The 24,982-nt window shown below is 64.5% G+C and carries 16 protein-coding genes; 5 read left to right on the top strand and 11 right to left on the bottom strand.

Annotated elements, in window-relative coordinates; translation table 11 throughout:
* Positions 1 to 58 precede the first annotated feature (58 nt).
* Positions 59 to 2,059, bottom strand: a complete 2,001-nt coding sequence (locus tag IPM16_16815) for a hypothetical protein (protein ID MBK9124765.1) — start codon at positions 2,057 to 2,059, stop codon at positions 59 to 61.
* Positions 2,060 to 2,196: 137 nt separating this feature from the next.
* Complete coding sequence (locus tag IPM16_16810) at positions 2,197 to 4,302, bottom strand: hypothetical protein (GenBank protein MBK9124764.1); 2,106 nt, start codon at positions 4,300 to 4,302, stop codon at positions 2,197 to 2,199.
* A 575-nt stretch (positions 4,303 to 4,877) separates the two neighbouring features.
* Between IPM16_16810 and IPM16_16805 the strand changes: the two genes are divergently transcribed.
* Complete coding sequence (locus tag IPM16_16805) at positions 4,878 to 7,727, top strand: leucine--tRNA ligase (GenBank protein MBK9124763.1); 2,850 nt, start codon at positions 4,878 to 4,880, stop codon at positions 7,725 to 7,727.
* Between the two features lie 197 nt (positions 7,728 to 7,924).
* Positions 7,925 to 10,702: a PAS domain S-box protein gene (locus tag IPM16_16800; GenBank protein MBK9124762.1), complete on the top strand. Its 2,778-nt coding sequence runs from the start codon at positions 7,925 to 7,927 to the stop codon at positions 10,700 to 10,702.
* On the opposite strand, the gene IPM16_16795 is transcribed toward IPM16_16800, so the two are convergent.
* Both IPM16_16795 and IPM16_16790 read right to left on the bottom strand, forming a co-directional pair.
* Complete coding sequence (locus tag IPM16_16795; GenBank protein MBK9124761.1) at positions 10,665 to 12,470, bottom strand: glycosyltransferase family 39 protein; 1,806 nt, start codon at positions 12,468 to 12,470, stop codon at positions 10,665 to 10,667. The genes IPM16_16800 and IPM16_16795 overlap by 38 nt on opposite strands.
* A 316-nt stretch (positions 12,471 to 12,786) precedes the next feature.
* Positions 12,787 to 13,293, bottom strand: coding sequence for a hypothetical protein (locus tag IPM16_16790; protein ID MBK9124760.1), 507 nt, complete (start codon positions 13,291 to 13,293; stop codon positions 12,787 to 12,789).
* A 312-nt stretch (positions 13,294 to 13,605) separates the two neighbouring features.
* On the opposite strand from IPM16_16790, the gene IPM16_16785 reads away from it, so the two are divergent.
* Complete coding sequence (locus tag IPM16_16785) at positions 13,606 to 14,736, top strand: DMT family transporter (GenBank protein ID MBK9124759.1); 1,131 nt, start codon at positions 13,606 to 13,608, stop codon at positions 14,734 to 14,736.
* A gap of 49 nt (positions 14,737 to 14,785) precedes the next feature.
* On the opposite strand, the gene IPM16_16780 is transcribed toward IPM16_16785, so the two are convergent.
* The 4 genes from IPM16_16780 to IPM16_16765 all read right to left on the bottom strand — a co-directional run bounded on the left by IPM16_16780 (position 14,786) and on the right by IPM16_16765 (position 19,381).
* Positions 14,786 to 15,901, bottom strand: a complete 1,116-nt coding sequence (locus tag IPM16_16780) for a hypothetical protein (GenBank protein MBK9124758.1) — start codon at positions 15,899 to 15,901, stop codon at positions 14,786 to 14,788.
* Positions 15,902 to 16,162: 261 nt separating this feature from the next.
* Positions 16,163 to 16,756, bottom strand: a complete 594-nt coding sequence (locus IPM16_16775) for a hypothetical protein (protein ID MBK9124757.1) — start codon at positions 16,754 to 16,756, stop codon at positions 16,163 to 16,165.
* An 89-nt stretch (positions 16,757 to 16,845) separates the two neighbouring features.
* Positions 16,846 to 17,826, bottom strand: a complete 981-nt coding sequence (locus IPM16_16770) for a hypothetical protein (GenBank protein ID MBK9124756.1) — start codon at positions 17,824 to 17,826, stop codon at positions 16,846 to 16,848.
* Between the two features lie 19 nt (positions 17,827 to 17,845).
* A complete protein-coding gene (locus IPM16_16765; protein ID MBK9124755.1) occupies positions 17,846 to 19,381 on the bottom strand; it encodes a sulfatase in 1,536 nt (511 codons plus the stop codon).
* Positions 19,382 to 19,624: 243 nt separating this feature from the next.
* Here IPM16_16765 and IPM16_16760 point away from each other — a divergent pair, with 243 nt between their 5' ends.
* On the top strand, positions 19,625 to 20,848 hold the full coding sequence (locus tag IPM16_16760; GenBank protein MBK9124754.1) for an esterase family protein: 1,224 nt from the start codon (positions 19,625 to 19,627) through the stop codon (positions 20,846 to 20,848).
* 105 nt (positions 20,849 to 20,953) lie between these two features.
* On the top strand, positions 20,954 to 21,529 hold the full coding sequence (locus tag IPM16_16755; protein MBK9124753.1) for a hypothetical protein: 576 nt from the start codon (positions 20,954 to 20,956) through the stop codon (positions 21,527 to 21,529).
* On the opposite strand, the gene IPM16_16750 is transcribed toward IPM16_16755, so the two are convergent.
* The 3 genes from IPM16_16750 to IPM16_16740 are packed head-to-tail and all read right to left on the bottom strand — an operon-like array spanning position 21,526 to position 24,916.
* Positions 21,526 to 23,325, bottom strand: a complete 1,800-nt coding sequence (locus tag IPM16_16750; protein ID MBK9124752.1) for a WecB/TagA/CpsF family glycosyltransferase — start codon at positions 23,323 to 23,325, stop codon at positions 21,526 to 21,528. The genes IPM16_16755 and IPM16_16750 overlap by 4 nt on opposite strands.
* Positions 23,322 to 24,398, bottom strand: coding sequence for a glycosyltransferase family 4 protein (locus tag IPM16_16745; protein ID MBK9124751.1), 1,077 nt, complete (start codon positions 24,396 to 24,398; stop codon positions 23,322 to 23,324). Before IPM16_16745 ends, IPM16_16750 begins: the two co-directional genes overlap by 4 nt.
* Positions 24,399 to 24,400: 2 nt before the next feature.
* Positions 24,401 to 24,916 carry a hypothetical protein gene (locus IPM16_16740; protein ID MBK9124750.1) on the bottom strand — a complete coding sequence of 172 codons (516 nt, stop codon included), beginning with the start codon at positions 24,914 to 24,916 and terminating at the stop codon, positions 24,401 to 24,403.
* Positions 24,917 to 24,982 lie beyond the last annotated feature (66 nt).

Below are 24,982 nucleotides of genomic sequence, written 5' to 3'. Positions count from 1 at the left end.
ATGAGAAATGAATGAGGGCGAGACCGCTGCTTCTGGTCCCGCCCGCGGGATACCTCACCTAGTTTCCGCCTCGGAAGCCACCCGGGGCCGCCGGCGGGGGCAGGATGTCGGAGCGCGTTTCCGTGCGCGGCGCGGCAGACTGCACGACGAGGCTCACCGCATCGACATACACTTTGCCGCTCTGCGACTTGTCGTTGAAGATCACGATCGCTTTGGTCACTGTCTCGCCCACGGCGAGCGTGATCGGCGTGGAGGCTTGGTGCAGCGTGTAACCCCCGGTCTGATCGAACGCGATCTGCGGCTTGACCTTGTTGCCGAGCGACGTTTTGACCTTCAGCATCATCTTCCCGTCGGCGGATGCACCAGAGTTGATCTGTGCGGTCAGGACCAAGGATTGGCCGTCCTCGACGGGCGGATTCGTCACCTTCTGCTTGGCTTTGGCGGGCGTCTTGCCGGCGAACCCCTTGAACCTGAAGGCGAACGTGCCGTCGTACGGCTCTTTGTCTTTGACTTTGTCTTTGCCGAGCGAAACGACTTCCCACGGCGCGGAGCCAGCCTCGAAATCGCCGTTGATCAGGAGTTCGAGCACGGATAGTTCGTACGCGCCAAGGTCGACCGCAGGCCCGATGACGCGCGGGCCGTCGTCGCGGTCGTAGGGGATCGGCTCGGTCGTGTCGAGGTCGTTGTCGAGATCGAACACGTCTGCTGGCAGGCTGGCGTTGTTCCCGATGTCGCGCGCCGGGCTGAGCGGCAGTACGTGATAATCTCCGGCCGTGGTGGGGGCGTTGGCAAACAGGTCGGGCGCGACGAACAGCGGGTCGGCGTCGAGGATGTTCGTCCCGCCGGCGAAGCCGCCCTCCACGATGCTGTTCGAGATACCTGCGGAGTAGATCGGGCCCAGTTCATTGCCCCACAGGACGCTGTTTCTGATGTTTGTCGAGCCGATCCCACTAACGCCTGACTGGGTGTTGCCCGCGATCGTGGTGTTGATGACGTCCATCCAATGTCCGTTGAACAGCCCGCCCCCTGCGGATGTGGCGTCGTTTCCCGAGATGACCGAATTCACGACAGTGAGTGTGCCGTTGTTATTGAAGATGCCACCGCCGCGGTCGCTGCTGTTGCCAGACAACGTGCTGCTCATCACGGTCACGATGCCGCTGCTCGTATTGTGTATGCCGCCGCCCTCGCCATCCGCCGTGTTACCGGAGATCGTGGAATTTACGACCGTCAGTGTGGCCCACTGATTCAAGATGCCGCCGCCATCGACGGCGCTAACGGCATGGTCGACGGTATTTCCGGACACTGTGCTGTCGATGATGTGCATCGTGCTTTGACTGTAGTTGAAGATGCCGCCGCCGCCCCCTGACGCGCCCCCTGACGTGTTGCCGGAAATCGTGGAATTGACGATGGTCATGTCCGCGGTGGAGGACGTGTTGTAGATACCGCCCCCGTAAAAAGCGAACGTATTCTGCGTGATCGTGCTGTCCGTCAACGTCAGCGACCCACTGTTGTAGAGGCCGCCACCGCTGGCACTGTAAGCGCTGCCGCCGGTGATGGTGACGCCGCTCAATGTGGCCGTGCCGATGGTGTAGACACCGCCCCCGTAGCCCGCCGACCGCGCGCCGGAGATGGTGACGTCGGTCAAGTTCAAGATTCCCTCACTGTAGATCGCACCGCCGTCGCCGGTCACGTAGGTGTCACTTATCGAGACGTTGGTCAACGTCAACTTGCCGCCCGTGTCGACGTAGAACATGCGGAAGTAGTTGAATTGGCTGTCGCGTTGGAGTGTCGCGTCGCTGCCGCTGATGACGATCTCGCTCGTAATGCGCGGGAGCGCGCTGTCGTCGTTGGTGGCGTCGCCCTCGGTGAACGTGTATACGCAGGCCGCCGCGAGAGTGAGCGTGTCCGCCTCGGCGTTTCCGTTGGCCGTGTTGATAGCGGCGATCAGCTCGCCGGTGCTGCACCCGACGTTGATGTCGGCGGCGGATGCGGGGATTGCTAGTGAGAGGAACAGCGCGAACACGAGGGTGAGGGCGCTCACGTGAAGGGTTCGAGACATGACACTGCCTTTGTTCTGAGCGTCACAGCGCGCGATAGATGGCACTGCCAGGCTCACCGTACAACGGCACGGGATTATGTGCAACCGGACAGGCCGGCAGGCTTCTTACAGCCTGCCGGCCCGTGGGCGCGCGAAGTCTAGTTCTGCCCGCGGAAGCCGCCCGGAGACGCCGGCGGGGGCAGCACGCCCGGTTCGGTCGCCGTGCGGCCAGCAGATTGGCCGTCCCCACGCAGCACGATCGGCGGCGTGACCGTCAGGCTCACGGCATCGACGTACGCCTTGCCGCTCTGCGACTTGTCAGCGAAGGTGACGTTGACCTCGGTGACCGTCTCGCCGCTGAGAAGCGCGATCGGCAGCATCAACTCGTGCAGCGCGTACGCCCCGCTCAGGTCGAACTTGATATCTGCCTTGATCTGGCGATTCAGATCGGTCTTGAGCTTGAACTTCATCTTGCCATTCGCCGTCGGCCCGGAGTTGATCTGCGCACTGAGCGTGATCGTGTCGCCGTCGGCGATGGCGGGGCTGAGCAGCGTCTGGCTGAGCTTAGCGTTCAGCTTGCCGGCGAATCCCTTGAAGCGGAAGGCATTGGCGCCGTCGTACGGGTTCTTGTCCTTGACCTTGTCTTTGCCGAGTGAGGTGATCGTCCAGCCGGTTGAGCCGGCCTCGAAATCGCCGTTGACGAGCAGATTGGCGGCGGGCGTCTGGATCACGTCGGCCGACTTGTTATGAACAGGTTGCAGCGCTTCGCCGTCAAGCACGTCCGTGTACGTAATGCTGATGACGTGCCCCGGCGACACCTCGATGATGCCGTTGCCGGGGATGACCGGCAGCGGCGCGACCGGAAACGACGCGCTGAACACCCCGGGCGCGCCTTCATTCAGGAAGAGGTTGGCCGAATACGGATTGGATGTGTTGGTGATGTCCATAACGACGACGACCGGCCCCGCGCCGGCGCGGTCAGGGTCGGTGACCGTGATCGTCAACGACTCGCCGTGCTGGATGGCGGTGTGCGAGAGGTCGAGCGATGCGTCTTGCCCGACCGGCGTCTCGATCGCGCCGATGTCGCACAGCGAGCCGAGCGGGCGTGCTTGGCTCAGGATGTCGGTCGTCCAGCCACCGCTGGCGCTGCAGTCCGCCTGACCGATGCCGGGGCTGCCCGGCAGCAGGCTGATGGTCGGTAGGGTGCCGCCGAAGAGGCTCGTCGTGATGTTGGGTGGATTAGTGTGATTCGGCGTGCCGAAAATCACCGCTCCACCGGCACCGCTTAAACAGCCGCCGTTCCCGCTGCCGACAAGGTTCACGCCCTGCCACGCCACCGAACCGGCGTGTGAACTGACGCAGTCTAAGCCGTTCCCGGCCTGAACATCGTTACCCGCCATGATCGAATTCGTGATCGTGACGAGTGGGGTTGCCTGCGATTCTCTGTACGTCCACAGTCCGCCGTTTTGCTGCACGGCGAAGTTCTCGCTGATGGTGGAATGCACAATCTTCACATCGGAGGCGCCGGGATCGACTTGGAACACACCCAGCACGCCTAACGGTGCGCTAAACGTAGCGGAAATCCAGTCCGTGGTGTTGTGGATTATCTGGGTGTTGGCGATCTGTCCGGTGACGTTCGCAAGATAGATGGCGCCGTTGGATCGCGCAGAGTTGTTGATCACGACGCTGTTGGTCAGCTCGAACGACGTATCGGCCGCGTAGATTGCGCCGCCGAACGACCGCGCGCTGTTGTTTGCGATGCGCAGGCGGTCGCCCTTGAAGGGCCCTGCCGTGGCGATGGCGCCGCCGTACTGCACCTGCAAGACGTCGCCTCCGCCGAGCGCAAGCGACAGATTCGACAGGCTTAGCGAACCGCTGGCCCACACCTCGAAGATGCGGTCTTGCACGAAGAAGTTGCCTTGGATCAACGGTGCCGGGTCGCTGCCGATGATCGAAAACGCACCGTTGTAGAGGTCGAAATCACCGCTGGCGGGATCCGGGTTTCCGGCGGTGCCGGTGGTCATCGTGATCTGGTAGCCACCGGGGATTGTGATGAGAATGTCGCCGCCGAGCGCGTTGCCTTCCATGATCGCCGCGCGCAGCGAGCAGTCGCCGGAAGCGTCCTCGCACAGGCTGTCGCCGGGATTGTCGTCGATAGTGTCGTTTTCGGTGTCGACGGCGAAGCTCGCCGCAGCGCGTGTGGGCGCTGAGACCCCCAGCATCAACAGCAGCACACAGACGAGGGTGAGGTTGAGTCGTTTCACGGTTCCGGCCTCCGAAGTCCCTACGGTTGTCTTCAAAGTAATCGTATTTACCGATTGTGGCAAACGCCCCCCACAAACCAGTGGTAGACAGTCCCCTCGATGCGCTATACAATGCGGTGCAACAGCGGGGACAGACTCGTCCCCCACGAGGAGTGAGGAGCGTGCCATGCACACCCCCATCTTGACCCCGGACGCTGAGGTCGTCCGCTCTTCTCTTATGTAGCGCCGTCGCGCGCTGACATCTCCTCGAAACGCGCCCCACCCCTTACAAGTGATGAGTTTTGAGTGCCGAGTGCTGAGACACCTGCGCTCCGTTTTGCGTTCCTGCCCTCACCCCCGGAACCCTCACCCCCAACCCCTCTCCCTCAGGGAGAGGGGGGCAGGATGACACAGGGCGCAAGACAGGCATCGGGAACGGGAAAGGGCGACGCACTCATCACGCAATTCATTCGCATACCTTCACCCAAGCCCGGCGTGGACAAGCTCAACTCCCCTCTCCATGAGGGAGAGGGGCCGGGGGTGAGGGCTAATCCTGACACCTGATTACTGATGAACACCTGAGGACTGACAACTCCATGAACGACATCCCACCGTACAACCCGCAAGAGATCGAACCCCAATGGCAGCAGCGCTGGGACGAGGCCGAGCTGTATCGCAGCACGGTGGATTGGGACAAGCCCAAACACTACGCCCTGACGATGCTGCCGTATCCCTCCGGCGACCTGCACATCGGCCACTGGTTCGCCATGACCCCGTCCGACGCCCGCGCCCGCTACAAGCGTATGCGCGGCTTCAACGTTCTGTTCCCGATGGGCTTCGACGCCTTCGGCCTGCCGGCCGAAAACGCCGCCGTGCAGCGTGGCATCCACCCCGCGACGTGGACCTACGCCAACATGGACCGCATGCGCCGGCAGCTGCGCTCGATGGGCGCCATGTTCGACTGGACGCGCGAGATGGTGAGCTGCGATCCGGTCTACTACAAGTGGACGGAGTGGTACTTCAAGACGTTTTACAGCAACGATCTGGCCTACCGCGGCGAGGCGCTGGTGAACTGGTCGCCGACGCTGCAAACCGTGCTGGCCAACGAGCAGGTCATCGACGGCAAGGACGAGCGCACCGGCCAGCCCGTCATCCAGAAGATGATGACGCAGTGGTTCTTCCGCTACACGCGCTATGCCGACGAAATGCTGGACTTTAGCGGCATCGACTGGCCCGAGCCGGTGCGCATCATGCAGACCAACTGGATTGGCCGCAGCGAGGGCGCGCACGTGACGTTCCATGCCCTCACCCCCGACCCCTCTCCCTCAGGGAGAGGGGAGAACGCTGGCTCCGCGAGCGAGGCGTCGCAGGGGGCGTCCGGCGTCAACCGGATTCCGATCACCGTGTACACCACCCGGCCGGATACGCTGTGGGGCGCGACCTTCATGGTGCTGGCGCCGGAACATCCGCTGGTCGCGCAGATCACCACCGACGCGCAGCGTGCCGAGGTCGAGGCGTATGTCGAAGCCGCCGCGCGCAAGACCGAGATCGAGCGCAGCGCCGAAGACCGCGAGAAGACTGGCGTGTTCACTGGCGCCTACGCGATCAACCCGGTCAACGAGGAACGCATTCCGATCTGGATCGCGGACTACGTCATGATCAGCTATGGCAGCGGCGCAATCATGGCGGTGCCGGCCCACGACGAGCGCGACTTTGCCTTTGCGCGCAAGTTCGGCTTGAAGGTGGTGCCGGTGATCCAGCCCGAAGGCGAGTCTTTCGACGGCGACACCATGCCCGAGGCGTGGCCGCACGAAGGCGTGATGGTCAACAGCGGGCCGTTCAACGGCACGCCCGCCACCCGCGAGAAGGGCCGCAAGAACCCGGCCATCAACGCCGTCATCGATTGGCTGGAGGAGCGCGGTATCGGTAAGGAAGCGGTCAACTACCGCCTGCGCGACTGGCTGATCAGCCGCCAGCGCTATTGGGGCAGCCCGATCCCGGTGATCTACACGCAGGACGGCACGATCGAACTGGTGCCCGACAGCCAACTGCCGGTCGAGCTGCCGCAGGATGTCGAGATGACCGGTTTCGGCAATCCGCTGGCCCAGCACGAGACGTTCGTCCACACCGTCGACAGTCAGGGGCGACCCGCCCGCCGCGAGACCGACACGATGGACACGTTCATGTGCTCGTCGTGGTATCACCTGCGCTACCTGTCGCCGGGCAATGAGGCGGCGCCCTTCAGCGCGGACGAGGCGGCGTATTGGCTGCCGGTCGACACGTACACGGGCGGCACCGAACATGCCACCATGCACCTGCTGTATACGCGCTGGTTCAACAAGGCGCTGCGCGACACAGGTGTGTTCGACGACACGTTCGCGGCCATGAAGCGCCACGGGCGCGACCCGCACGAGCTGGACGAGCCGATGCTGCAGCTGCGCAATCAGGGGCAGATTCTGGGCGAGCAGCGCCCCGGCGACCTGATCGTCGCCAGCGGGCGGATCGACAGCAACCGCAAGATGTTCGCCGATCGCGTGCGCGTCGTGCCGTCGTTCGAGGGGCAGATCAGCACCGAGGTGTATTGGGGCGAGTTGATCAAGCGCACCGAGAATCTGCTGACGCTGGCGACCCCGGACGGGAACCAGTACACCGTCGAGGTCGTGGACGGCGCGACGGTCGAAATTCCGTCGATCCCCGGGCCCAACACCGTCAACCAGTTGAAACATCATCTGGATGTCGAGCGGATGTCGAAGAGCCGTGGCAACGTCGTCAACCCCGACGAGCTGGTGTCAAAGTACGGCGCCGATACCGTGCGCGCCTACCTGATGTTCGCGTTCGACTTCATCAAGGGCGGGCCGTGGGACAGTCAGGGCATTCAGGGCGTCGTGCGCTGGATCAACGATATGTGGGATATCGCGCAGGCCGAGACGCCGGAGACCGGCGACGCTGATACCGAACGGACCATCGAACGGCGCGTGCATCAAGCGATCGAGCGGGTCTCGTACAGCATGGAGTCCTTCAGCTTTAACACGGCGGTCGCCGCGCTGATGAGCCTGCGCAATGACCTGAAGACCGCCGTGCGCGAGGGGAAGATCGGCACGGCGGCGTTCCGCGATGCCATACACATCGTCCTGCGCCTGATGGCCCCGATCACACCGCACGTCGCCGAAGAGCTGTGGGTCAAGCTGGGCTGGCCGTTCAGCATCCATACCCAGTCGTGGCCGGAATACGACGCGGCCAAGGCGGCGGAGGATGTTGTGCCACTGGTGATCATGGTCAACGGCAGAGTGCGCGGCCACGTCGAGGTAGCGGCGGACATTAGCGAGGACGCGGCCAAAGAGGCGGCGCTGGCCAGCGAGTGGATCGTGCGCCAGTTGAACGGGTCGCAGCCCAAGCGTGTCATCTTCATCGGCGGGCGCGAGCCGAAGGTAAACGTCGTCGTTTAAGGCGTCACAAACCTCACCCCCGTCTAGTGCCGTGCGACGGGGGTGAGGTTCAATGCGCGGTCATCAGGTCAGCGCACCAACGCGAATTCCCGCCTGAAAACGAGCCACGAATCGCTTTCGGGATGTTTCTTATGGTATGGGAACTCCACTTGTGCGATTACAATACCTAAAGACCCATTCTGAACTGCGGCACAGCCATGTCCCATTTTGCCAACACGGACGACCCCGCCGCATATCCTTTATCGATTGAGACCCGACAGGCGCTTGCCGAAGAGGCAAATCGCCGGGGGCTGTCTCAGGATGCGCTTGTGCGCCGCCTGTTGGCCGACGCGCACGACACTGAGTCGCAGTCTCAACTTCTCGCCAAAGCCCCCGAACCGCTGGTCATCACCGACATGAACGGGCTGATCGTCTACGCTAACCCCGCCTTTGATACGCTGTTGGGTTATCCTGTCGGCGGCACTCGTGGGATGAGCACGTACGATTTACTCGATCCCGCCGATGCGCAAAATGCACGTGTCGCTCGTGACAAGGTGCCGACAGGCGGAGCCCGACTCGTGGAGTTCACCGGAACCTACGTGCGGCGCGATGGGGCGTCGCGTGTCATCCACTGGGTCTCGCAGGTCGAAAGCGGCCGGATCTACTCGGTCGGGCGCGATGTCACGGACATCCAAGTCCTGCAAGACGAGATGATGGCGATGCAGGAGACTGTCCGGATGCGCATGTACGAGTTTCGTGCGCTGGTTGAGAATAACCCCGACTGGGTCGCACGGTTGGGACGCGACCACCACGTCCTGTACGTGAACGCCTCGATGGCCGACGCGCTGAGCCTGCCGCCGGAAACACTGGTCGGGCGCGCCCTGCGCGGCATCTCGTTTGGCATCGATTTCGAGTTAGCCGTCCAGCTCGAACAGGCGCTCAACGCCGTGCTGGACAGCGGCCAGACCCTCACCTTCGAATTCAACGCCGAGTCGCACGACGGGGCCGAACACACGTACGAGGCACGTCTCGTCCCGGAATTTGCGCCGGACGAGCGAATCGCAAGCGTGTTGATGATCGCGCACGACATCACGCGGCAGCGCGAACTGGAGTCCGAACTGCGCGAGCGCGAGACGTGGTTCCGCGGCATCGTCGAAAGCCAGGTCGATCTGGTCTCGCGCTTTACGTCCGACCTGACGCTGGTTTTCGTCAACGACGCGTACTGTCGCTACTTCGGCGGCAAGCCCGAAGACTACGTCGGACGCAGCATCCTCGACCTCGAGGACCCCAAGACGCACAATACCATCAAGCGCAATATGCAGGATTTGCTCAATCAACCCGGGCCATTGGTTCAGGAGTTCAAGAGCTATTGGCCAGACGGCCGCGAACGCTGGATTCAGTGGGTATCGACCGGTATTCGAGGCGCGGATGGAATCGGGTTGTATCAATCGGTCGGCCGTGACGTCACCGCCCAGCGCCAGCTTGAAGCCGAATTGCGCGAGCGCGAGACGTGGTATCGCGGCATCGTGGAGAGCCAGATCGATCTGGTCTCACGCCACACGACCGACGGGACGCTGATCTTCGTCAACGACGCCTACTGCAAGTACTTCGGCAGAGAGCGCGAGGAGATCCTCGGCCGCAGCTATATGGAGATCGAGCCGGAGAGCAACCACGCCGAACTCCGCCGCCATCTGGCGAATATGGCCGCGCGCCCCGGGCTGCACATCGAGGCCCATCGTACGTCCAACGCAGATGGACGCGACCGGTGGGTTCAGTGGGTGAGCTATGCCTTTGCTGACGATGACGGCAAGGTCACCATGATTCAGTCGGTGGGGCGCGACATCACCGACCTGAAGCAGACCGAGCGCACGCTGCGGGACAGCGAGGAGCGATTCAGGCTGATCTTCGAGACGGTGTCGGAAGGGATCATCCTGATCGACCCGTTGGGGCGCATTCGTCTGGTGAACCGAACGATCGAAGAGCGCTGCGGCATGGCGCGCGCCGATTTGGCCAACCGGAATGTCGGCTGGCTGTTCACCGAAACTGCGCGCAAGTTGGTGCTGGACGCGATCAATCGGACGCTGACCACCAATGAGACGATCGTCCTTGCCAACGAGGACCTGCTGGAAGCGCGCACGGTCGGCGGGGAGCTGTATCCGGTCGAACTGAGCATGGTGCCGCTTACCCTGTCCGGTGCACCGATGGTCATCTGTCTGGTCCGCGACATCACCGGGCGGCGGCAGCTCGAACAGCAGCGCCTGATCAACCGTGCGCTCGAGGTCGAGCTGGAAAAAGAGCGCGAGCTGATCGACCTCAAGCAGCGATTTACGCACATGGTCACGCATGAGTTCCGACTGCCGCTGACGGTCATTCAATCGACGATCGACATCGTGCTCAACTATGCGGACCGTTTGTCGCAGGAGAAGTTGGCCGATCGCCTCGATATCGTCGCCAAGCAGGCCCAGCGCATGAACGACTTGCTCGAGGACGCGCTGACGTACAGCCGTGGCGAAGCGGTGCGCGTCAAACTGACGCCAGAGCAGATCGACCTCGTTGCGTCTGCCCGCACGGCCATCGACGATCTTTCGGCCGCGGACAACGCCAGCCATCGCATAACGCTCGACGCGCCCGAGCCGGTGTTCTATGTGCTGACCGATCAACGAATGCTGGAACACATCCTGACCAACCTGATCGGCAACGCCATTAAATACTCGCCCGCGGGCAGCGACATTGTGGTGCAAATCCGCCGCGACGGCGACGATGCAACCATCTCCGTGACCGACCGTGGCATTGGTATTCCCGACAGCGACGTGTCGCGCATCTTTCAACCGTTCCACCGCGGGCAAAACGTCGGCTCGCGCAGCGGGTCGGGGCTGGGACTGCCGATCGTCAAGCAGAGCCTCGATGCGCTTGGCGGCGAGATCCACGTCAAAACGCAGGTCGGGAAGGGGACGACGTTTACGGTTCGTATACCGGCCGCAGCAGCGTCGGATTAACCGGCGGGTTCGCCAGCGGGCAGCCGTCTGCATCGCACATATCGACAAACCAGAGATCGTGGGTCTGCGTACCCATCTCGATCACCTGCCGGCCCGGGAAACGCGCGAGGATCAGGGCGCGGTCCTGCGGCGATGTTTCGTTGACGAGCGCCAATTCGGTGTCGCTATCCAGAAACGGGCTGGCGACCGTCCACAGGGCGGCACGCGTCCGCCAGCGGGCGTCGCGCCCGGTAACCAGAACCAGCACGGGCGTTTCGGGCGATTCGCGGCGCGCCTCGACCCCCGCGATGACCTCGGCGGTCACACGGTTGAAGCCGCGCAGCGCGTCGATTCGCGGGGCCGAGTAACCCAGCACGGACCAGCCCAGTGCGGCGGCGAACGCGATAGGCACGGCCCACCGCCACAGGCCGCCGCGTGCGGTCAGCGCCGCCAGCGGAAGCGCCGCCAGTACCGCGGCCGCGCTTAGTCCCTCGGCGTAATAGCGCGTGCCGTACCGCTGCGATCCGATCCAATAGGCGGTGTGCGCGGCGATCAGCGCGAACAGCATGCCGAACAGCAGCCATCCGGCCTGCGCACGGTCAATGGAGTCGGGCCGGCGTCCAATCCAGATCAGCGGCAGCAGCGCCCACACGATCATCACCGCAGCCCACAATTCCGGCGCGTCGAACAGGAAGCGGTCGACCAGCAGCACCCACAACACGCCGGCCAATACCCACAGATACGCCCAGTCGCGCCGCAGCGCCACCAGCAGACCGATCGGCACGAGGAGCCAGCCAACGCCGACCACCGGCCACCACGAGTCCGCGACCATCCCGTCCGGCGCGATGCCGACCACCCATTCGCTCAACATTTCGTCCCAGCCGCCCAACTGCCAGCCGAACAGGTCGGCGGCGGTGAGCGAGAGGTCATAGCGCGCGAACTGGATGCCTTTGGTGAGCGTGTGGCCGTTGCGTCCGATGTCCGGGCCGAAGCCGATGCGATCGTACTCCCAGCCCGGCACCAGCGTATACAGATTGGCGGTAGGGTCGCCGGTGGCAGCCGCGTTGTACACGGGCACGAGCGCGGCTGTGAGCAGCGCGCCGCCGGCGAGTACGAACAGCGGAATCGCGTGCCGGTACTGCCCGGCGCGGATTGCGTGCAGCAGGCGCAGGCTGCTCCAGATGATGAATGGCATTGCTACTGCGACCGCGCTTAACGGCCGGGTGGCCGCCAACAGCCCGAGGCTGAGCCCGCCGGCGAGACCCCATATCCAGCGGCGTGGGCCGGCGCGGGACATGCGCAGATACGCCCAAATGAACAGCGACGCGCACAATAGGCCGGCAGTGTGCGCCATCAACGTCGCGTTGAGCAGCAGCGCCATGGGAGAGAACGTGAGCAGCGCGGCGGCGTAGATGCCGGCCGTCTCGGTGAAGCCTTCGCGGCCGATGCGATAGGCGACGACGACCGTCAGCGCCGCCAGCGCCGCGTTCACCACGGCGGGCAGGCCGAGCATGACGCCAATCCCCAGCAGCAGCGGCCACCCCGGCGGATACTTGCCGAACCGAACGCCGCGCGCCGTGTCGTCGATGACGAAGGGCTGCCAGTACGCGCCGGACGGCTCGGCCAGCGGCGCAGTGGCCTGCCCGCGGGCGAAGACTTTGGCTTGGAACAGGTACGCGACCTCGTCTTCGAGGTGCGGGACGCGTTCGAATACCGTGCGGCTGACGATCAGGCTGCACGCGAAGGCGGTCAAGGCGAGGGCGAGGACAATCAGAGAGGAACGCCGCATGAGGCGCATTATACCCGCTAGTGAAAGTAGCAGTTGTGAGTGCTGAGAGCGTGTATGCGATTTCACTCGTCCGCGAGACGGGTATGTCGGAGAGCCACGTTACCTTACCCCCCGGCCCCCTCTCCATGGCCATGGAGAGGGGGAGTCGAGCATCGCGAGACGGGGGTGAGGTTGTGTAGTGCCACCATCAAATACCGAATTTACAGACACGCTCTGAGTGATGAGAAACCGGCAGGCTTGGAGACGCCAATATGCTGCGGTGAATCAAAAGCGGGGCAACCTGTGCGATTGCCCCGCCGCTGCGAGTCGCTGTCGATTAGCCGGCCATCGGCGCGCGTGCCGGCACATTGGGCTTGACCATCCCCTTCAGGATGCGTTCCATGGCCATCGTGTGGCTGCACACGCCGTGCGTCTGGAAGTACGGGTTGTCGCAGAACCACGTCCCGTCTTCGTAGTTGATCGTGTATTCGTTGTGGTCACCGCGGAAGCGCGCGTTGAACGCCAGAATGGTGATGCGGTGCGGCTCGGACGCATACTTCTTGGCTTTCTCAACGTCGCTGACGACATTCTGACCGGGAGCGTAGGGCAGCGGCTCGCGCTTGAGCATGGGGCCGAACAGGCGCTCCATCGCCATCACGTGCGGGCTGATGCCATACTTTTGGAAGCCGCGATCGGTGCTGTGCCAACCATCCGGCCCGAGCGAGATCGTGTAGGTGTCGCTGTCGCCACGAAACTCGACCTTAAGGCTGTTGAAGGTGACGCGTGACGGATCCTCGGCGTATTCCTTGGCTTTCTGAATCTTCCCGATCAAGCTGTAGTCCATTGTGCCTAGTCCCTTCTATTGACTGCCGGACAAAACCTCTCTGAATGAAAACACGCGGCACGATTGGGCCGCGTGTTGGTCAGTTCAGGTGAGGAAAAAGTAGCTCATTGGACGTGGACTTTCATTGATCCACCGATGCCCTAAGTTTAAGCCGGGGTTAACCCATTGTCAAATTGAGACCCGCCATTACAGGGGGAAAAGAACCTAAAAAAACGCTGTGGAAATCGCAAACGTGACAAATATCACGTTTGGGATATAAAGGATATCAAAGGGGTGCGCCCGCGTGCCCGCAGATCAGCAGGATCGATGCTCGTGGAACGACAAGCTGTGCCCTTGCGCGGGGTGGTGATGGCCTTAGCGACTCCGGTATTTCTCGGTGTCGCCCCGATCTTCGGGAAGATGGCGCTGCAAGCCGGCGCCGACCCGTTCAGCGTGGCGGCCCTACGCACGCTGACCGCGATCGCCGTGTTGTGGGCCGTGTACGCCATTTTCCTGCGGCGGTTTATCTTCGTGTCGCCCGCCGGCGTGATGGGATGCGTGACGATCGGCATTATCAACGGCGTGGGCGCGTTGTGCTATTACAGCGGGCTTGGCCGGTTGGACGCTGGACTGGTGCAGCTCATCAACGGGATGTATCTGGTCGTGGCGGTCGCGCTTGCGCATTACGGTGGCACGCGCATCGACGGCCGCACGCTGATTCGTGTCGGGCTGGCGATCGCTGCGCTCGTCGTTCTGACCGGCTTTGGCGAACGGCGAGCGGATTTCCTCGGTGTCGGCCTAATGATGGGCAGCGCCGTCATGTTCGCCGGCACGCTGGTGCTCAGCCAGTACGTGTTGTACGAAGTCCCGGCGCAAACCATGGCGCTCTACGCGCTTACGACCATGGCGGTGATCGTCTCGATGGTATGGCTGGCGGTGGGTACCGGCATCAGCGCCGAGGCTGCTGGCGGGGCGGTCGCGCCGATCGTCATCCTCGGCATCACGACGGCGCTCAGCCGCCTTGCCATGTATGCCGGCGTCAAATTCCTCGGCGGCATGCAAACGGCGGTCATGGCGGTGTTGGAGATCGCCGTGGCGCTGCTGCTGTCGGCGTTGGTTCTGGGTGAACGGCTGACACCGGCGCAGTGGGGCGGGGTCGCCCTGCTGTTCGCGTCGCTGCTGCTCATCCGCCAGCGCGATCTGGTCGCGCGCGCCTACAATCCCGGCGCGATGATCCTTGCCAACATGGCGAACGAGCAGTTCCAGCGTATCGCATTCCACAAGGCGTTCGGCACGGTGGAGACCAACCCCGACTTGGCGATCCTTCAAGATATGTCGCCGGAGGAACTGCACGCCATTCAGCAGATGATGGGCGCGGAACCGGGCGCGATCGACCCGTTCCCGATCGCCAAATCGGCCGCGTTGCAAGCGACCGTCACCGAGGTCGAAGGCGTGATTCGATAGCGCGAGCTCGCCTCGGACAAGCGCGCGTTGTCCGCGATGGCGTTGACGGTTACGATCCCGCCGCGACCTCCCACACTTGAAAGCCGCCGTCACAGCCGATCACGAGGCGGGTGCCGTCGTGCGCGAGCTGTACCATATCCGGCACGCGTGAGCATATCGACGTCTCGTACTCGCCAAGCGCGATCTCTTCGCCGGTCGCGCTGATCCACGCGGTCAGGCTGGGCGTCTCGCCGCGGTGCACGGCGAGGATCACGTCGGCGTCTGGGGTCAGCAGCAGGGCTTGCACGTATTCACCGTCCAGCGGCGCGACAACTCGATCTTCGCCGGTGGTGAAATCGAGCAGGTGGAGCCCCTCGCTGAATTCGTCGCGCCATGCGAACTGCTGGCCGTTGGTCTCGTTGACGCGCCCGAACGTCGGCAGCACCGGCAGCGCGACTTCGGCGGTAACGTCTCCCGTCTGCAAGTCCCACAGCCGCACCGTGCCGTTGAACGTCGCGGTGATGGCGCGCGGCGCCGGGATACGTCCGATGCGTACGTACGAGTCGAAGTCGGCTTCGGGGCCGGTGGGGATAGACTGTGGATCGCCGTCGGTTGCGTCGTCGGTGACGGTCAGGCGTACGACGTTATGGCCTCCCGGAGTCTCCGCGCTTGGATTGGGGATCGTCTCGATCCACACCGTATCGCCGTCTTCTGCATCGATCCACACCCGCACCGGCACGCCGTACTCGGCCGGCACGGTCTGCTGGCGAGTCGTTCCGTCCAGCGCGGCCACGTAGATGACATCCGTCTCGCCTTGCCGCAGCAGCAGCGCAAAACGGTCGCTGTCGTCGCTCCAGTCGATATCGATAGCCGTGCTCCAGCGGTCGGGCTCGAGCGGATCGCGGTGTACCAATTGCGCGGCGATCGTGCCGTCTGCGGTGCTGAACACCGTCGTGCCGCCCTCGACCACCGTCGCCGCGTACAGGCCATCGGGACTGAGGGCGAACCATCCCGACAACGGCTTGGGCGGATGATCCGCCTCGGCCGGCGTGAATTCGTCCATCGTGACGATGCGGGCCAGCGCGAGCGACCGCACGTTGTCCGCGGAAATCGGCGGCGGCGCGTCTGTCTGCGCGAACACACTGCCAGCAAAGATCGCGAGCATCACCCAAAGGAACACGTGCATGATGGGCCTCACTTTCGTCTCGCGCCAAGCATACATCATACGCGTCGCGCGCCGTAGGCCGCAGAAAATGAAACCAAAGGGCTTTCGCCCTCTGGACTCCCGTCGCTGCAATTTCATGCCGCGCGCGGCATGAAATTGCGAGAAACGAGGTGCAGGAGTGCAAACTCCTGCCGGAGCTTGGGGCACTGCCCCAAGCGCGATGCAAAACGGGCGACCCGTTCAGGTCGCCCGCGTCTTGTGGTTGAGTGGTTTCGGCTCGGCCTACGCCGCGTCGTCGTTGACCTTGGCCTTCTCGCCGTCGTTCTTGGCCTTGCCGACCAGATCGCTGAAGGCGGTCGTGCGGGCGATATTGCGGCGGGTGGCGACGAGGTAGATCACACCCAGCGCGATCAGACCGATGCCGATGAACTGCACGTTGACACTGCGGAAGATCAGCACCTCGAAGAAGACGACCGCACCTACCAGCCCCATCGCGCCGTAGCGCATCATGTCGTTGCCGATCCGGATCTCGTGCTCGTACTTCGAGACGCGTTCGCCGCGCCAGCGCATCGCGAAGCCAGTAAGGATCGGGTAGACGGCCCAGATGTACGCCCACGATTCCCAGTGACCGCTCAGGCTCTGATAAAACAGGATCAGACCGGTTGCGGTGACGATTGTGCCCGGGAAGATCATGTCGACGCTCTCGCGGTCGCGGCCGGTCAGCGCGCGATAGAGGAGTACGACGCCGGGAATAAGCACAAACAGCGGCCACAGCGTGCCGATGCCGTACTGCCAAAGGAACAGCAGCGCGATGCCGCCGCCGATCAGGAGATAAGGGAGTATCCCTTTGGTGTCGAAGTCGAATCGATTGGTCATGGCCGGTTAGTCCTCAAGCTCGTTTGTCGTGTCTAGTCACGTATACGGAGCGGGCACGGACAAAGTTGCAGACGCAGCGATGACGTGGGTTAAGAGGACGCCGTCTCGGCCTCTTCTTCCAGCAGTGCGCGGACGCCTTCGATCATCTGCGCGTGAATGCGCCCGTTGCTGACGATCATGCCGCGCGTACGGGCCATTGTGCGGCCGCTGCTGAAGTCGAGCGGGGAGCCGTCAATGTCGGTCGCGAGGCCGCCCGCCGCGCGCACCAGCGCCGCACCCGCCGCGTGATCCCACGTCGAATGGGCGCGCGTGCTCTTGAGGTTGGGCAGGCGCAGGTACAGCTCGGCATCGCCGGCTGCGATGCGCGCGTACTTCTCCATGCTGTCGAGCCGTTCGACCGGCGCGGCGTCCAGCCCCGCCAGCATGCGCGCCCGCAGCATGCGCTCGAACCCGGCGTGCGACTTCTCGACGCTTTCCAATACGCGCACACGCTGCACGTCCTGAATGGCCGACACGCGCACCTGCCGCCCGCTGAAACCGGCGATCGGCCCGATCATGCAGGTGTCGTTCTCCGTCCACAGCAGTGCGCCGCCCCCGTTGTAGGCCGGGTAGCCCGGGCAGGCCATCACACCGCCGACCGCCTGGCCGCCGCGCAGCACGCCGATGGCGATGGCGTAGTGGCGCATGGCGATGAACCCCTTCGTGCCGTCGATCGGGTCGATGACCCACGTGCGGTCGGCCTGCACGTCCTTGCCGTAGTCGAGCCATGACACCACGTCCGACTCGCTGACTCTACGGCCCAGCACCTCGCCGATCAGTGCGACGACCTTGGCGCGTTGTTCAGCGGGGACAAGCCCGACGAACTGTTCGCCAGTCTCCTCAGCCAGCACGGCGTCGCCGGGGAAGTTCGACTTGATCGCGTTGGCGATCAGCGCCTGCGCGCCGTAGTCGGCGATGGTCACCGGGCCGTCGTTGTCGGCCTTTTGGCTGGTCACGAAGTGGCGCTTCTGGACGGTGCTGCACAGCGCGGCGGCTTGACGGGCCGCGGTCTTGATCGGTTCGAGGTTCATCCGGTGTCCTTCACTGTCGTCACTCGATGTACCCGAGTGCGCGCAAACTATCCATCATGGCCGGCGTTAGGGCCGCTTGTTCGGCGAGCGCGTGCAGGTCGCAGCGCGCCCGCCGCGCGTTCCACACGCTCGAATTCAACTGAGAGAGCAGCTCGGCCACGGCATCCGGCCGTTCGGCCAGCAGGTCGCGCGTTTCCGCCGGGTCGGCGTGCACATCGTACAGCGCCTCCGGCGTATCGGCCAAAGTGGTGAGCTTCAGGTCACCGTTGATGATGCCGCGTCGAACCTGTGTCAGGCTCAGGGCATGGATCAACTTGGGCGCGCGGTGGCGCAGCACCGACAGGAACGCCTGCGGCGGGAATGCTTCGGTGAAGACCGGGCCGTCGACGGCTTCGTCGTTGAGCAGGCTGAGGTCGGCCGGGCGGATCGTCGCCCGGTTTCCCGGCATATCAATGCCCGCGCCGTCAAGCAGTGTATGGAACACGCGCCGGGTCGATACCACCTCGTCCGAGCGTGTCCCGTTTCGCGTGTCGTCCGGGTGACGGATCACCAGCGGGACGTGCGTCAGCTCGTGGTTGACGACGAAGCTGTGGCCGAAGTATCCGTGGTCGCCGTGGCCCTCGCCGTGGTCGGCGGTGACGATCACGACCGTATCGCTGAGCGCCCGGCTGGCGCGCAGATAATCGAACAAGCGGTGCAAGGCGCGGTCCTGCGCGCGGATTTCGGCGTCGTAGAACGTTTCGAGCGCGGCGGTCTGCCAGTCTTCGAGCGGTGCCTCCACCGGGCTGGCCCAACGCGCGGCATCGGCGTTGAAGCTGGCGACAAACCGGTATTCCGCGGCGCTGAGCCTCGGCGCGATCGAATCCAGTACGTCCTGTGGGGGCCGGTACGGGAGGTGCGTTCCCATCAGGTTGAGAAAGGCAAACAGCGGCGGTCGCGCGGAGCGGCCGGCACGATGCTTCTGCATGTAGCCGATCAGGTCATCGACCGAGTTCTGCGAACTGCCCTTGTAGTTGACAAGGCGCGTCCACACCGGCGTGAACAATGGATGCAGCGACACGCGAAACAGCCATTCGCGCTGGGCGAACTGGTTACCGGCCGCGCGCGCGAACGTCCGCCATCTGCGCACGGCATGATCGACCGGCGCGCCACGTTGGCGCTCGAAGGGGCGATTGACCGCCGCGCCGGCGTAGTTGTAGAACGCATCGAAGCCGCGGATCAGACCGTGGTCCAGCACACCGACCAGTGGATTGTTGCAGAAGCCGACCGTGTGATAGTCCGAATCGCGCAGCAGTTCGGCGGCGGTCGGCAGCTCGGCGGGCAGCACGCGATCGGCCTCGGTCAGGTCGTGCGTGGTCGGGTAGACGCCGGTGAACATCGAGGCGTGCGCCGGAATCGTCCACTGCGCCGGCGAAATCGCCCGGTCGTAGACGACGGCACTCTCGGCAAACGAGTCGAGCGCCGGCGATGTCGATACGGAATGCCCGTACAGCGACAAACGGTCGCGGCGCATAGTATCAAGGAGGATGACCAGCAGGTTGGGTCGGGTAGGCATTTCGGGCGGAATGTTAAGGGATGGCGAACACCGGTTAGCATACAACGCCCCGGTAGTGCCGGCAATGACCGGTTCGCGTCCGCACGTCCAACGTTGTGCAATCGTAGATGGCGGACACCGCGCCAACAGCAATGATGTTCGGCGTCAATCCATAGGAGGTTGCACACTGGCCCGTTCATCGAAGGCGGCCGGACGATAGTGGAAAAGACCGTTTCAGTGCGTGCGCGAATTGGAGGTCAAACCATGAAGATTCGCCTCGTTTATTGCTGTCTGCTTGTGCTGTTCATGTTGTGTGGGGCTGTCGTATCGGCACAAGATGCGCCGCCCCTGATTATTGGCGATTTACGCGCGGCGCTCGACGCTATCGACGATGCCGCACCTGCTTCCCAACAGGCGATGGTCGACGACTTGTGGGACGCGCTGATCGCGGCCGGGCGCGTGCCGTACGTCGACTACAACCGCGTCATGTTCATGTACCGTGGCGAGGCCGAGGTCGTCGACTGGCGCGGCGACTTCACCAACTGGGAACACGTCCCGGAGCTGTTGGGACGCCAAATCGGCGGCACCGACCTGTGGGTCGCAGAAACCGCGCTTCCGGTCAATGCGCGTATCGAATATAAGATTGTGCTGGACGACAACGCGTGGATCCTTGACCCGGCCAACCCGGCGCAGGCGGCCAGCGGTTTCGGGCCGAACAGCGAACTTCGCATGCCGTATTTCGCGACGACCGACGTCAGCGCGGATCGCGAGGGAATCGCAAACGGCGTTACGTCGGATCTGCTGCGGTTCGACAGCGCCGCGTTGGGCTACACGGTCGGGTATTGGGTCTACACGCCCGCCGGCTACGACGCGCTGGACGATCTGCCGGTCGTGTACGTGCTGGACGGCAACGACTTTGGCGATCCGGGTATGGGGCGCATCGTGCCGGTGCTGGATTCACTGATTGCCGACGGCCGAATTGTGCCGGTGATCGCCGTGCTGATCAGCGCACGCGACCCGGATGTTCCGGCGAACAACCGGCGCGAAGATGAGTTCCTCGGCAACCGCGAGTACTTCAAATTCGTGGCTGAGGAACTGGTCCCCGAGATCGATGCGGCCTACGACAGCAGCCCGCTCAAGCAGAACCGCGCCATTGTCGGGACTTCGTACGGCGGTTTGGCGTCGGCGTACCTCGGGGTGCTGTACCCGGACGTGTTCGACATGGTTGCCATGTATTCTCCGGCGCTGGTGCTGCAAGACGTCTTCGACACCTACGAGGCCGCCGAGGTACTGCCCGCGCGCTACTTCATCGGGACAGGCTACCCCGGCTGGGACAATTTCGTGCCGCAGGACGCGCTCGATTTCATTATGGCTCAAGGCGCTCAGTTGATGTTCATCCAGAGCGAGGAGGGGCATTCGTGGGGCATGTGGCGCGCGATGCTGGACGAGATGCTGATCTACTTCTTCGGCAGGCGGCTCAGTGAATAGCACGCTGGAGGAACGCGCAATTTGACAAAACGCGCGAACCGTCATTCAATCTCCGGAGAGATGCGCGATCTGTGCGCATCCGTACCGAGTTGAGGTTGAATCAGCATGTCTCGAAAGTTGTCCATCGCCATCCTGCTGTTGTTCATGCTTGCGCTCACCCTGACGGTTGTGCAGGCGCAGCCCGTCGCGCCGCGCGCGCTGCCGTTCGACATTGTAATCAACAGCAGTTTCGAACCCGACGCCTCGTTCTGGACCGTCAAGAACACCGACGGCAAGGACAAGGTGAAGTGCGGCGGCGTGGGCCATACCGCCACCAACTGCGCGTTCCGCCTGAAGGGCAGCGCAGGCGAGAAGACCAAGCTGGAGCAGACCTACACGGTCAATGCGCCCACGACCGGGTCGCAGTACTTGTTCGTGACCGCGCATGTACGCCCGTTGGCGGGCGGGCAGACGATGAAATTCTATGCCAAGATCAAGCGCGGCGCGCTGAGCACGCTCAAGATCTCGCAGACATATACCGCCAGCGCGTCGAGTTTGAACTACACGTCTGTCGAGTTCGAGTCAGGCGCTGTTGACGTATCGCAGGTCACGGCGGTGAAGTTCGGCGTGAAGAACTCGTCGCTGAGCGGCGCGACGTATGTCGACGAGTGGTTCGTGGGCTTCGGCAACGTCGTCCGCTAGGCCGGTTCCCACGCGCCGCGGCCCCCGCGCCGCAGCACGGCCCACACGAAGCGTGGCAGGCGCAGCATGCGCTTGATCCGCCACGGCTGACGGATCAGCCGGAACAGCCATTCGATCCCCGCGCGCTGCATCCACACCGGCGCGCGGGGGATGATCCCCGCGACGAAGTCCAACGATCCGCCGATGCCCATCGCCATCTTGACGTTGAGGCGCGGGCTGTTGCGCGCGATCCACGCGTCCTGCTTGGGCGCGCCGTAGGCGACCAGCAGGATGTCGGCGCCCGATTCGTTGATCATGGTGACCTGCGCGTCCTCATCTTCGCGCCGGGGCGAGCCGCTGAACGTGCCGGCGATTCTGAGGCCGGGGTAGCGTTCGATCAGGATGCCGGCGGCTTTCGCCGCGATGCCCTCCGCCGCGCCGAGCAGGAACAGCGACCACCCTTCCTGTGCGGCGCGCTCGGCAATGCGCGGCACACCGTCCGACCCGGTCACCCGCTCGGGCAGTCGGCGGCCCAGCATGCGCGCCGCCAGCAGCAGCCCGATTCCGTCCGGCACGCACAGATCGGCGCGGCGCAGCACCCGCCGGAATATCGGGTCCTGCTGGGCCACCATCACGAATTCCGGGTTGATCGTGCACACGTGATGCAGGCCGTCGTCGGCGCGCACCCACGACCCGATCAGGTCGAGCCACTGCGCAAAAGTCACGGCATGAACAGGCAAGCCGAGGATGCGCACCGTCTCGACCTCGGGCCGGGGCGGCAGCGGCGGGAGCGTCGGCTGAGGTTCACCAGCCAACAGCCGCCGCGCCGCATCGATCACGGCGTCCGGGCGCACCATGTGCAGGCACGTCCGCGCCGGGCAGCCCTCACGCGCACCGAGTTCGTGATCGATGTACGAGCACGGCGCGCAGCGCGGCAGCGTGCGTACGACGACCGCCTTGCCGTCCGGCGACCACGGGCCATAAGCGGCGTCGTTGGTCGGACCGAACACCGCAACGGTTGGCGTACCGACCGCGGCGGCAACGTGCGTCACGCCGCTGTCACTGCCGACGTACAGCGCGCACTGGCGCAGTACGCCGGCCAACTGCGGCACCGATGTCTTGCCGGTGAGGTCGAGGGCCGGGTGCTTCAACCGCGCGATCAGGTCGGGGCTGTCGTCACCGTTAGCGCCAATTACGACGACCTGCGCGTTGAGCTCGTCGGCCAGCGTATCAACCGCCTGCGCCAGCAGTTCGGCCGGCCAGCGGCGCGCCATGCTAAAGTCGCCGCTTCCGGCGTGGACCGCGATCCGCACCGGCGCATCCGGCAGCGGGTATGGCATTTCGGCGACGCGGCATGGGCGGGGCGATGCATCTGCGCCGAGCCGTTCGACTAGCGCAAGCCACGAGGCGGCTTGATGCGGTGCGCCGAAACCGTCATCCGGCACGTGGTCGGTCAGAAATCCGCCGCGCCCGTTGTCCAGCCCGATCCGTCGTTTGGCCCCGCTGAACGCCGCCAGCGCTGCATATTTCCACGCGCCGGCCCGCGTCGTCAGCCGGTGGAAGAACACGATCGTGTCGTAGCGGTCGGCGCGGATTTTGCGGAACACGCGCAGAGTCTCAGCATTGGCGATGCCGAAGCGTGGCAGGGTATAGACCGTATCGGCCAACCCAAGCCCGCCGACTGCCGGGGCTGCGCCGGGAGTGGTCAGCAGGCCGACGTGCGCGTCGGGCTGGGCTTCGCGCAGCGCAGTCAGCGCCGGCGTGGTGAGGATCAAATCTCCGATGTTGGCCCACTGCACGCACAGGATGCGCGTCATGAAGCGGCCTCCAGCAGGGCGGCGAGGGCCGCGTCGGCGCAGGCGTCCCACGTGAAGCGCGCGGCCTGCGCGCCGCCTCGCGCGACGAGATCGGCCCGCAGTGCGTCGTCGTTCAGCACGCGCAGCATCGCCGCGGCGATGGCATCGACATCCTCGGGATCGACCAGCAGGCCGGCGTCCCCGGCGAGCTCGGGCAGGCTGGAGGTCGTGCTGGTGATAACGGCCGTGCCGGCGTGCATGGCCTCGACGACCGGGAAGCCGAAGCCTTCGTACAATGTCGGAAACGTCAGCGCGACAGACCCGGCCAGCAGCGCGCCCTTGTCCTCATCGCTGACGTACCCGAGCAGGCGCACGCCCGGCACGCCTTCCGCCCACGCCGGGTCGTACAACCAGCCCTTCGCGCCGGCGAACACCAGCGCGACATCGCGGTGCTGCGCGTGGACCTGCGTAAAGGCCTGCACCAGGCGCGCGATATTCTTGCGCGGCTGAAGCGTGCCGACGAAGGCGAAGTAGCGCTCCGGCAGCGCGTGCTTAACCCGCACGGCAGCACGGTCGCCTTCCGGCGGGGCAGCCACGCCGGGATACACCACGCGAATCTTATCGGGCGCGACGCCGTAGAAGGCGTTCAGGTCGTCGGCGGTGGCCTGGCTGTCGGCCAGCACGATCGAAGCGCGGCGCGCGCTGTAGCGGGTCGTCAGGTCGAGGTAACGGCGCGAACGGCCCGGGTGCGCGTGCGGAAAGTGCAGATAGCCGAGGTCGTGGACGGTGACCGCGGCGCGCCCCGGCATCACGAACGGCAGGGTGTGCGCCGGCACAAAGGTCAGGTCGGGGCGGTCGCGGTACAGGGCGCGGGCCAAGCGGGTGTGCGTCCACAGGCGGCGCTGCGGCATGACGGCATACGCAACATGCTCGGCCGCCGGGAACAGGTCGGCGGGCGGTGGATCGCGGAAATGCAGCGTGACGCGATGGCCGGTCGTACGCGGAATCAGCGCGCGGATGAGTTCAAGCGCGTAGCGTTCCGTGCCGGTCGGATAGGGGCGCGTGGAACGGCTGGCGTCGATGGCGAGGTGCATGATCAGGCACGGCGCGGCCGGAAGATCAGCGGGAGGATCGCCAGCAGGGCCGCCGCACCCAGCACGAACGGCGCCGCAGTGGTCAGCGGGCCAGCCGCGAACAGGGTGACGATCGAGGCGCCGACGGCAATCGCCGCGCCGGTCATCAGCCACACCGCCGAGAACGGCCGCGACAGCAAGCCGGTTAAGGCAATCGCCGCGCCGAGCAGCGTGAACGGCAGCCACCACGGCAGCGAAAGGCCTTCGACAGTCGTGGCGAACAACCAGCCTCCGATGATGCCGACGATGAGCGCCGCGAAAAACGCCCCGCGCGCCCATCGGCCGGACGCCAACCAGTAGCTCACCAGCGAGAGCGCCAACCCGGCGCAGGCCGCCGCGCCGAACGTCTGCCATGTCAACGTTTGGCCGGATGCCGTCGCCAGCGTGAGCACCGCGCCGACCGCCATGAGCGCGACCGCCGGCAGAATCGTCACGATGCGCCCGCCCTGCACGCGGATCATGCCGGGGCGGCTGAACACGTATGACGCGGCCCAACGGCGGTATTCGTCCTCGGCGCGCTGCGCCGCTTCGATTCGGGCCGCTTC

The sequence above is a fragment of the Candidatus Flexicrinis affinis genome (genome assembly GCA_016716525.1).
In the GTDB taxonomy this organism is placed as follows: Bacteria; Chloroflexota; Anaerolineae; order Aggregatilineales; family Phototrophicaceae; genus Flexicrinis; species Flexicrinis affinis.
This window is presented reverse-complemented; position numbering and strand designations above follow the sequence as displayed.

What these genes read in the sequence shown, in the direction of transcription:
- IPM16_16755 (MBK9124753.1), top strand. Translation starts at nt 20,954, where the DNA reads ATGTCTCGAAAGTTGTCCATCGCCATCCTGCTGTTGTTCATGCTTGCG.
- IPM16_16800 (MBK9124762.1), top strand. Translation starts at nt 7,925, where the DNA reads ATGTCCCATTTTGCCAACACGGACGACCCCGCCGCATATCCTTTATCG.
- IPM16_16775 (MBK9124757.1), bottom strand. Translation starts at nt 16,756, where the DNA reads ATGACCAATCGATTCGACTTCGACACCAAAGGGATACTCCCTTATCTC.
- IPM16_16790 (MBK9124760.1), bottom strand. Translation starts at nt 13,293, where the DNA reads ATGGACTACAGCTTGATCGGGAAGATTCAGAAAGCCAAGGAATACGCC.
- IPM16_16745 (MBK9124751.1), bottom strand. Translation starts at nt 24,398, where the DNA reads ATGCACCTCGCCATCGACGCCAGCCGTTCCACGCGCCCCTATCCGACC.
- IPM16_16795 (MBK9124761.1), bottom strand. Translation starts at nt 12,470, where the DNA reads ATGCGGCGTTCCTCTCTGATTGTCCTCGCCCTCGCCTTGACCGCCTTC.
- IPM16_16760 (MBK9124754.1), top strand. Translation starts at nt 19,625, where the DNA reads ATGAAGATTCGCCTCGTTTATTGCTGTCTGCTTGTGCTGTTCATGTTG.
- IPM16_16750 (MBK9124752.1), bottom strand. Translation starts at nt 23,325, where the DNA reads ATGACGCGCATCCTGTGCGTGCAGTGGGCCAACATCGGAGATTTGATC.
- IPM16_16770 (MBK9124756.1), bottom strand. Translation starts at nt 17,826, where the DNA reads ATGAACCTCGAACCGATCAAGACCGCGGCCCGTCAAGCCGCCGCGCTG.
- IPM16_16805 (MBK9124763.1), top strand. Translation starts at nt 4,878, where the DNA reads ATGAACGACATCCCACCGTACAACCCGCAAGAGATCGAACCCCAATGG.
- IPM16_16765 (MBK9124755.1), bottom strand. Translation starts at nt 19,381, where the DNA reads ATGCCTACCCGACCCAACCTGCTGGTCATCCTCCTTGATACTATGCGC.
- IPM16_16815 (MBK9124765.1), bottom strand. Translation starts at nt 2,059, where the DNA reads ATGTCTCGAACCCTTCACGTGAGCGCCCTCACCCTCGTGTTCGCGCTG.
- IPM16_16780 (MBK9124758.1), bottom strand. Translation starts at nt 15,901, where the DNA reads ATGCACGTGTTCCTTTGGGTGATGCTCGCGATCTTTGCTGGCAGTGTG.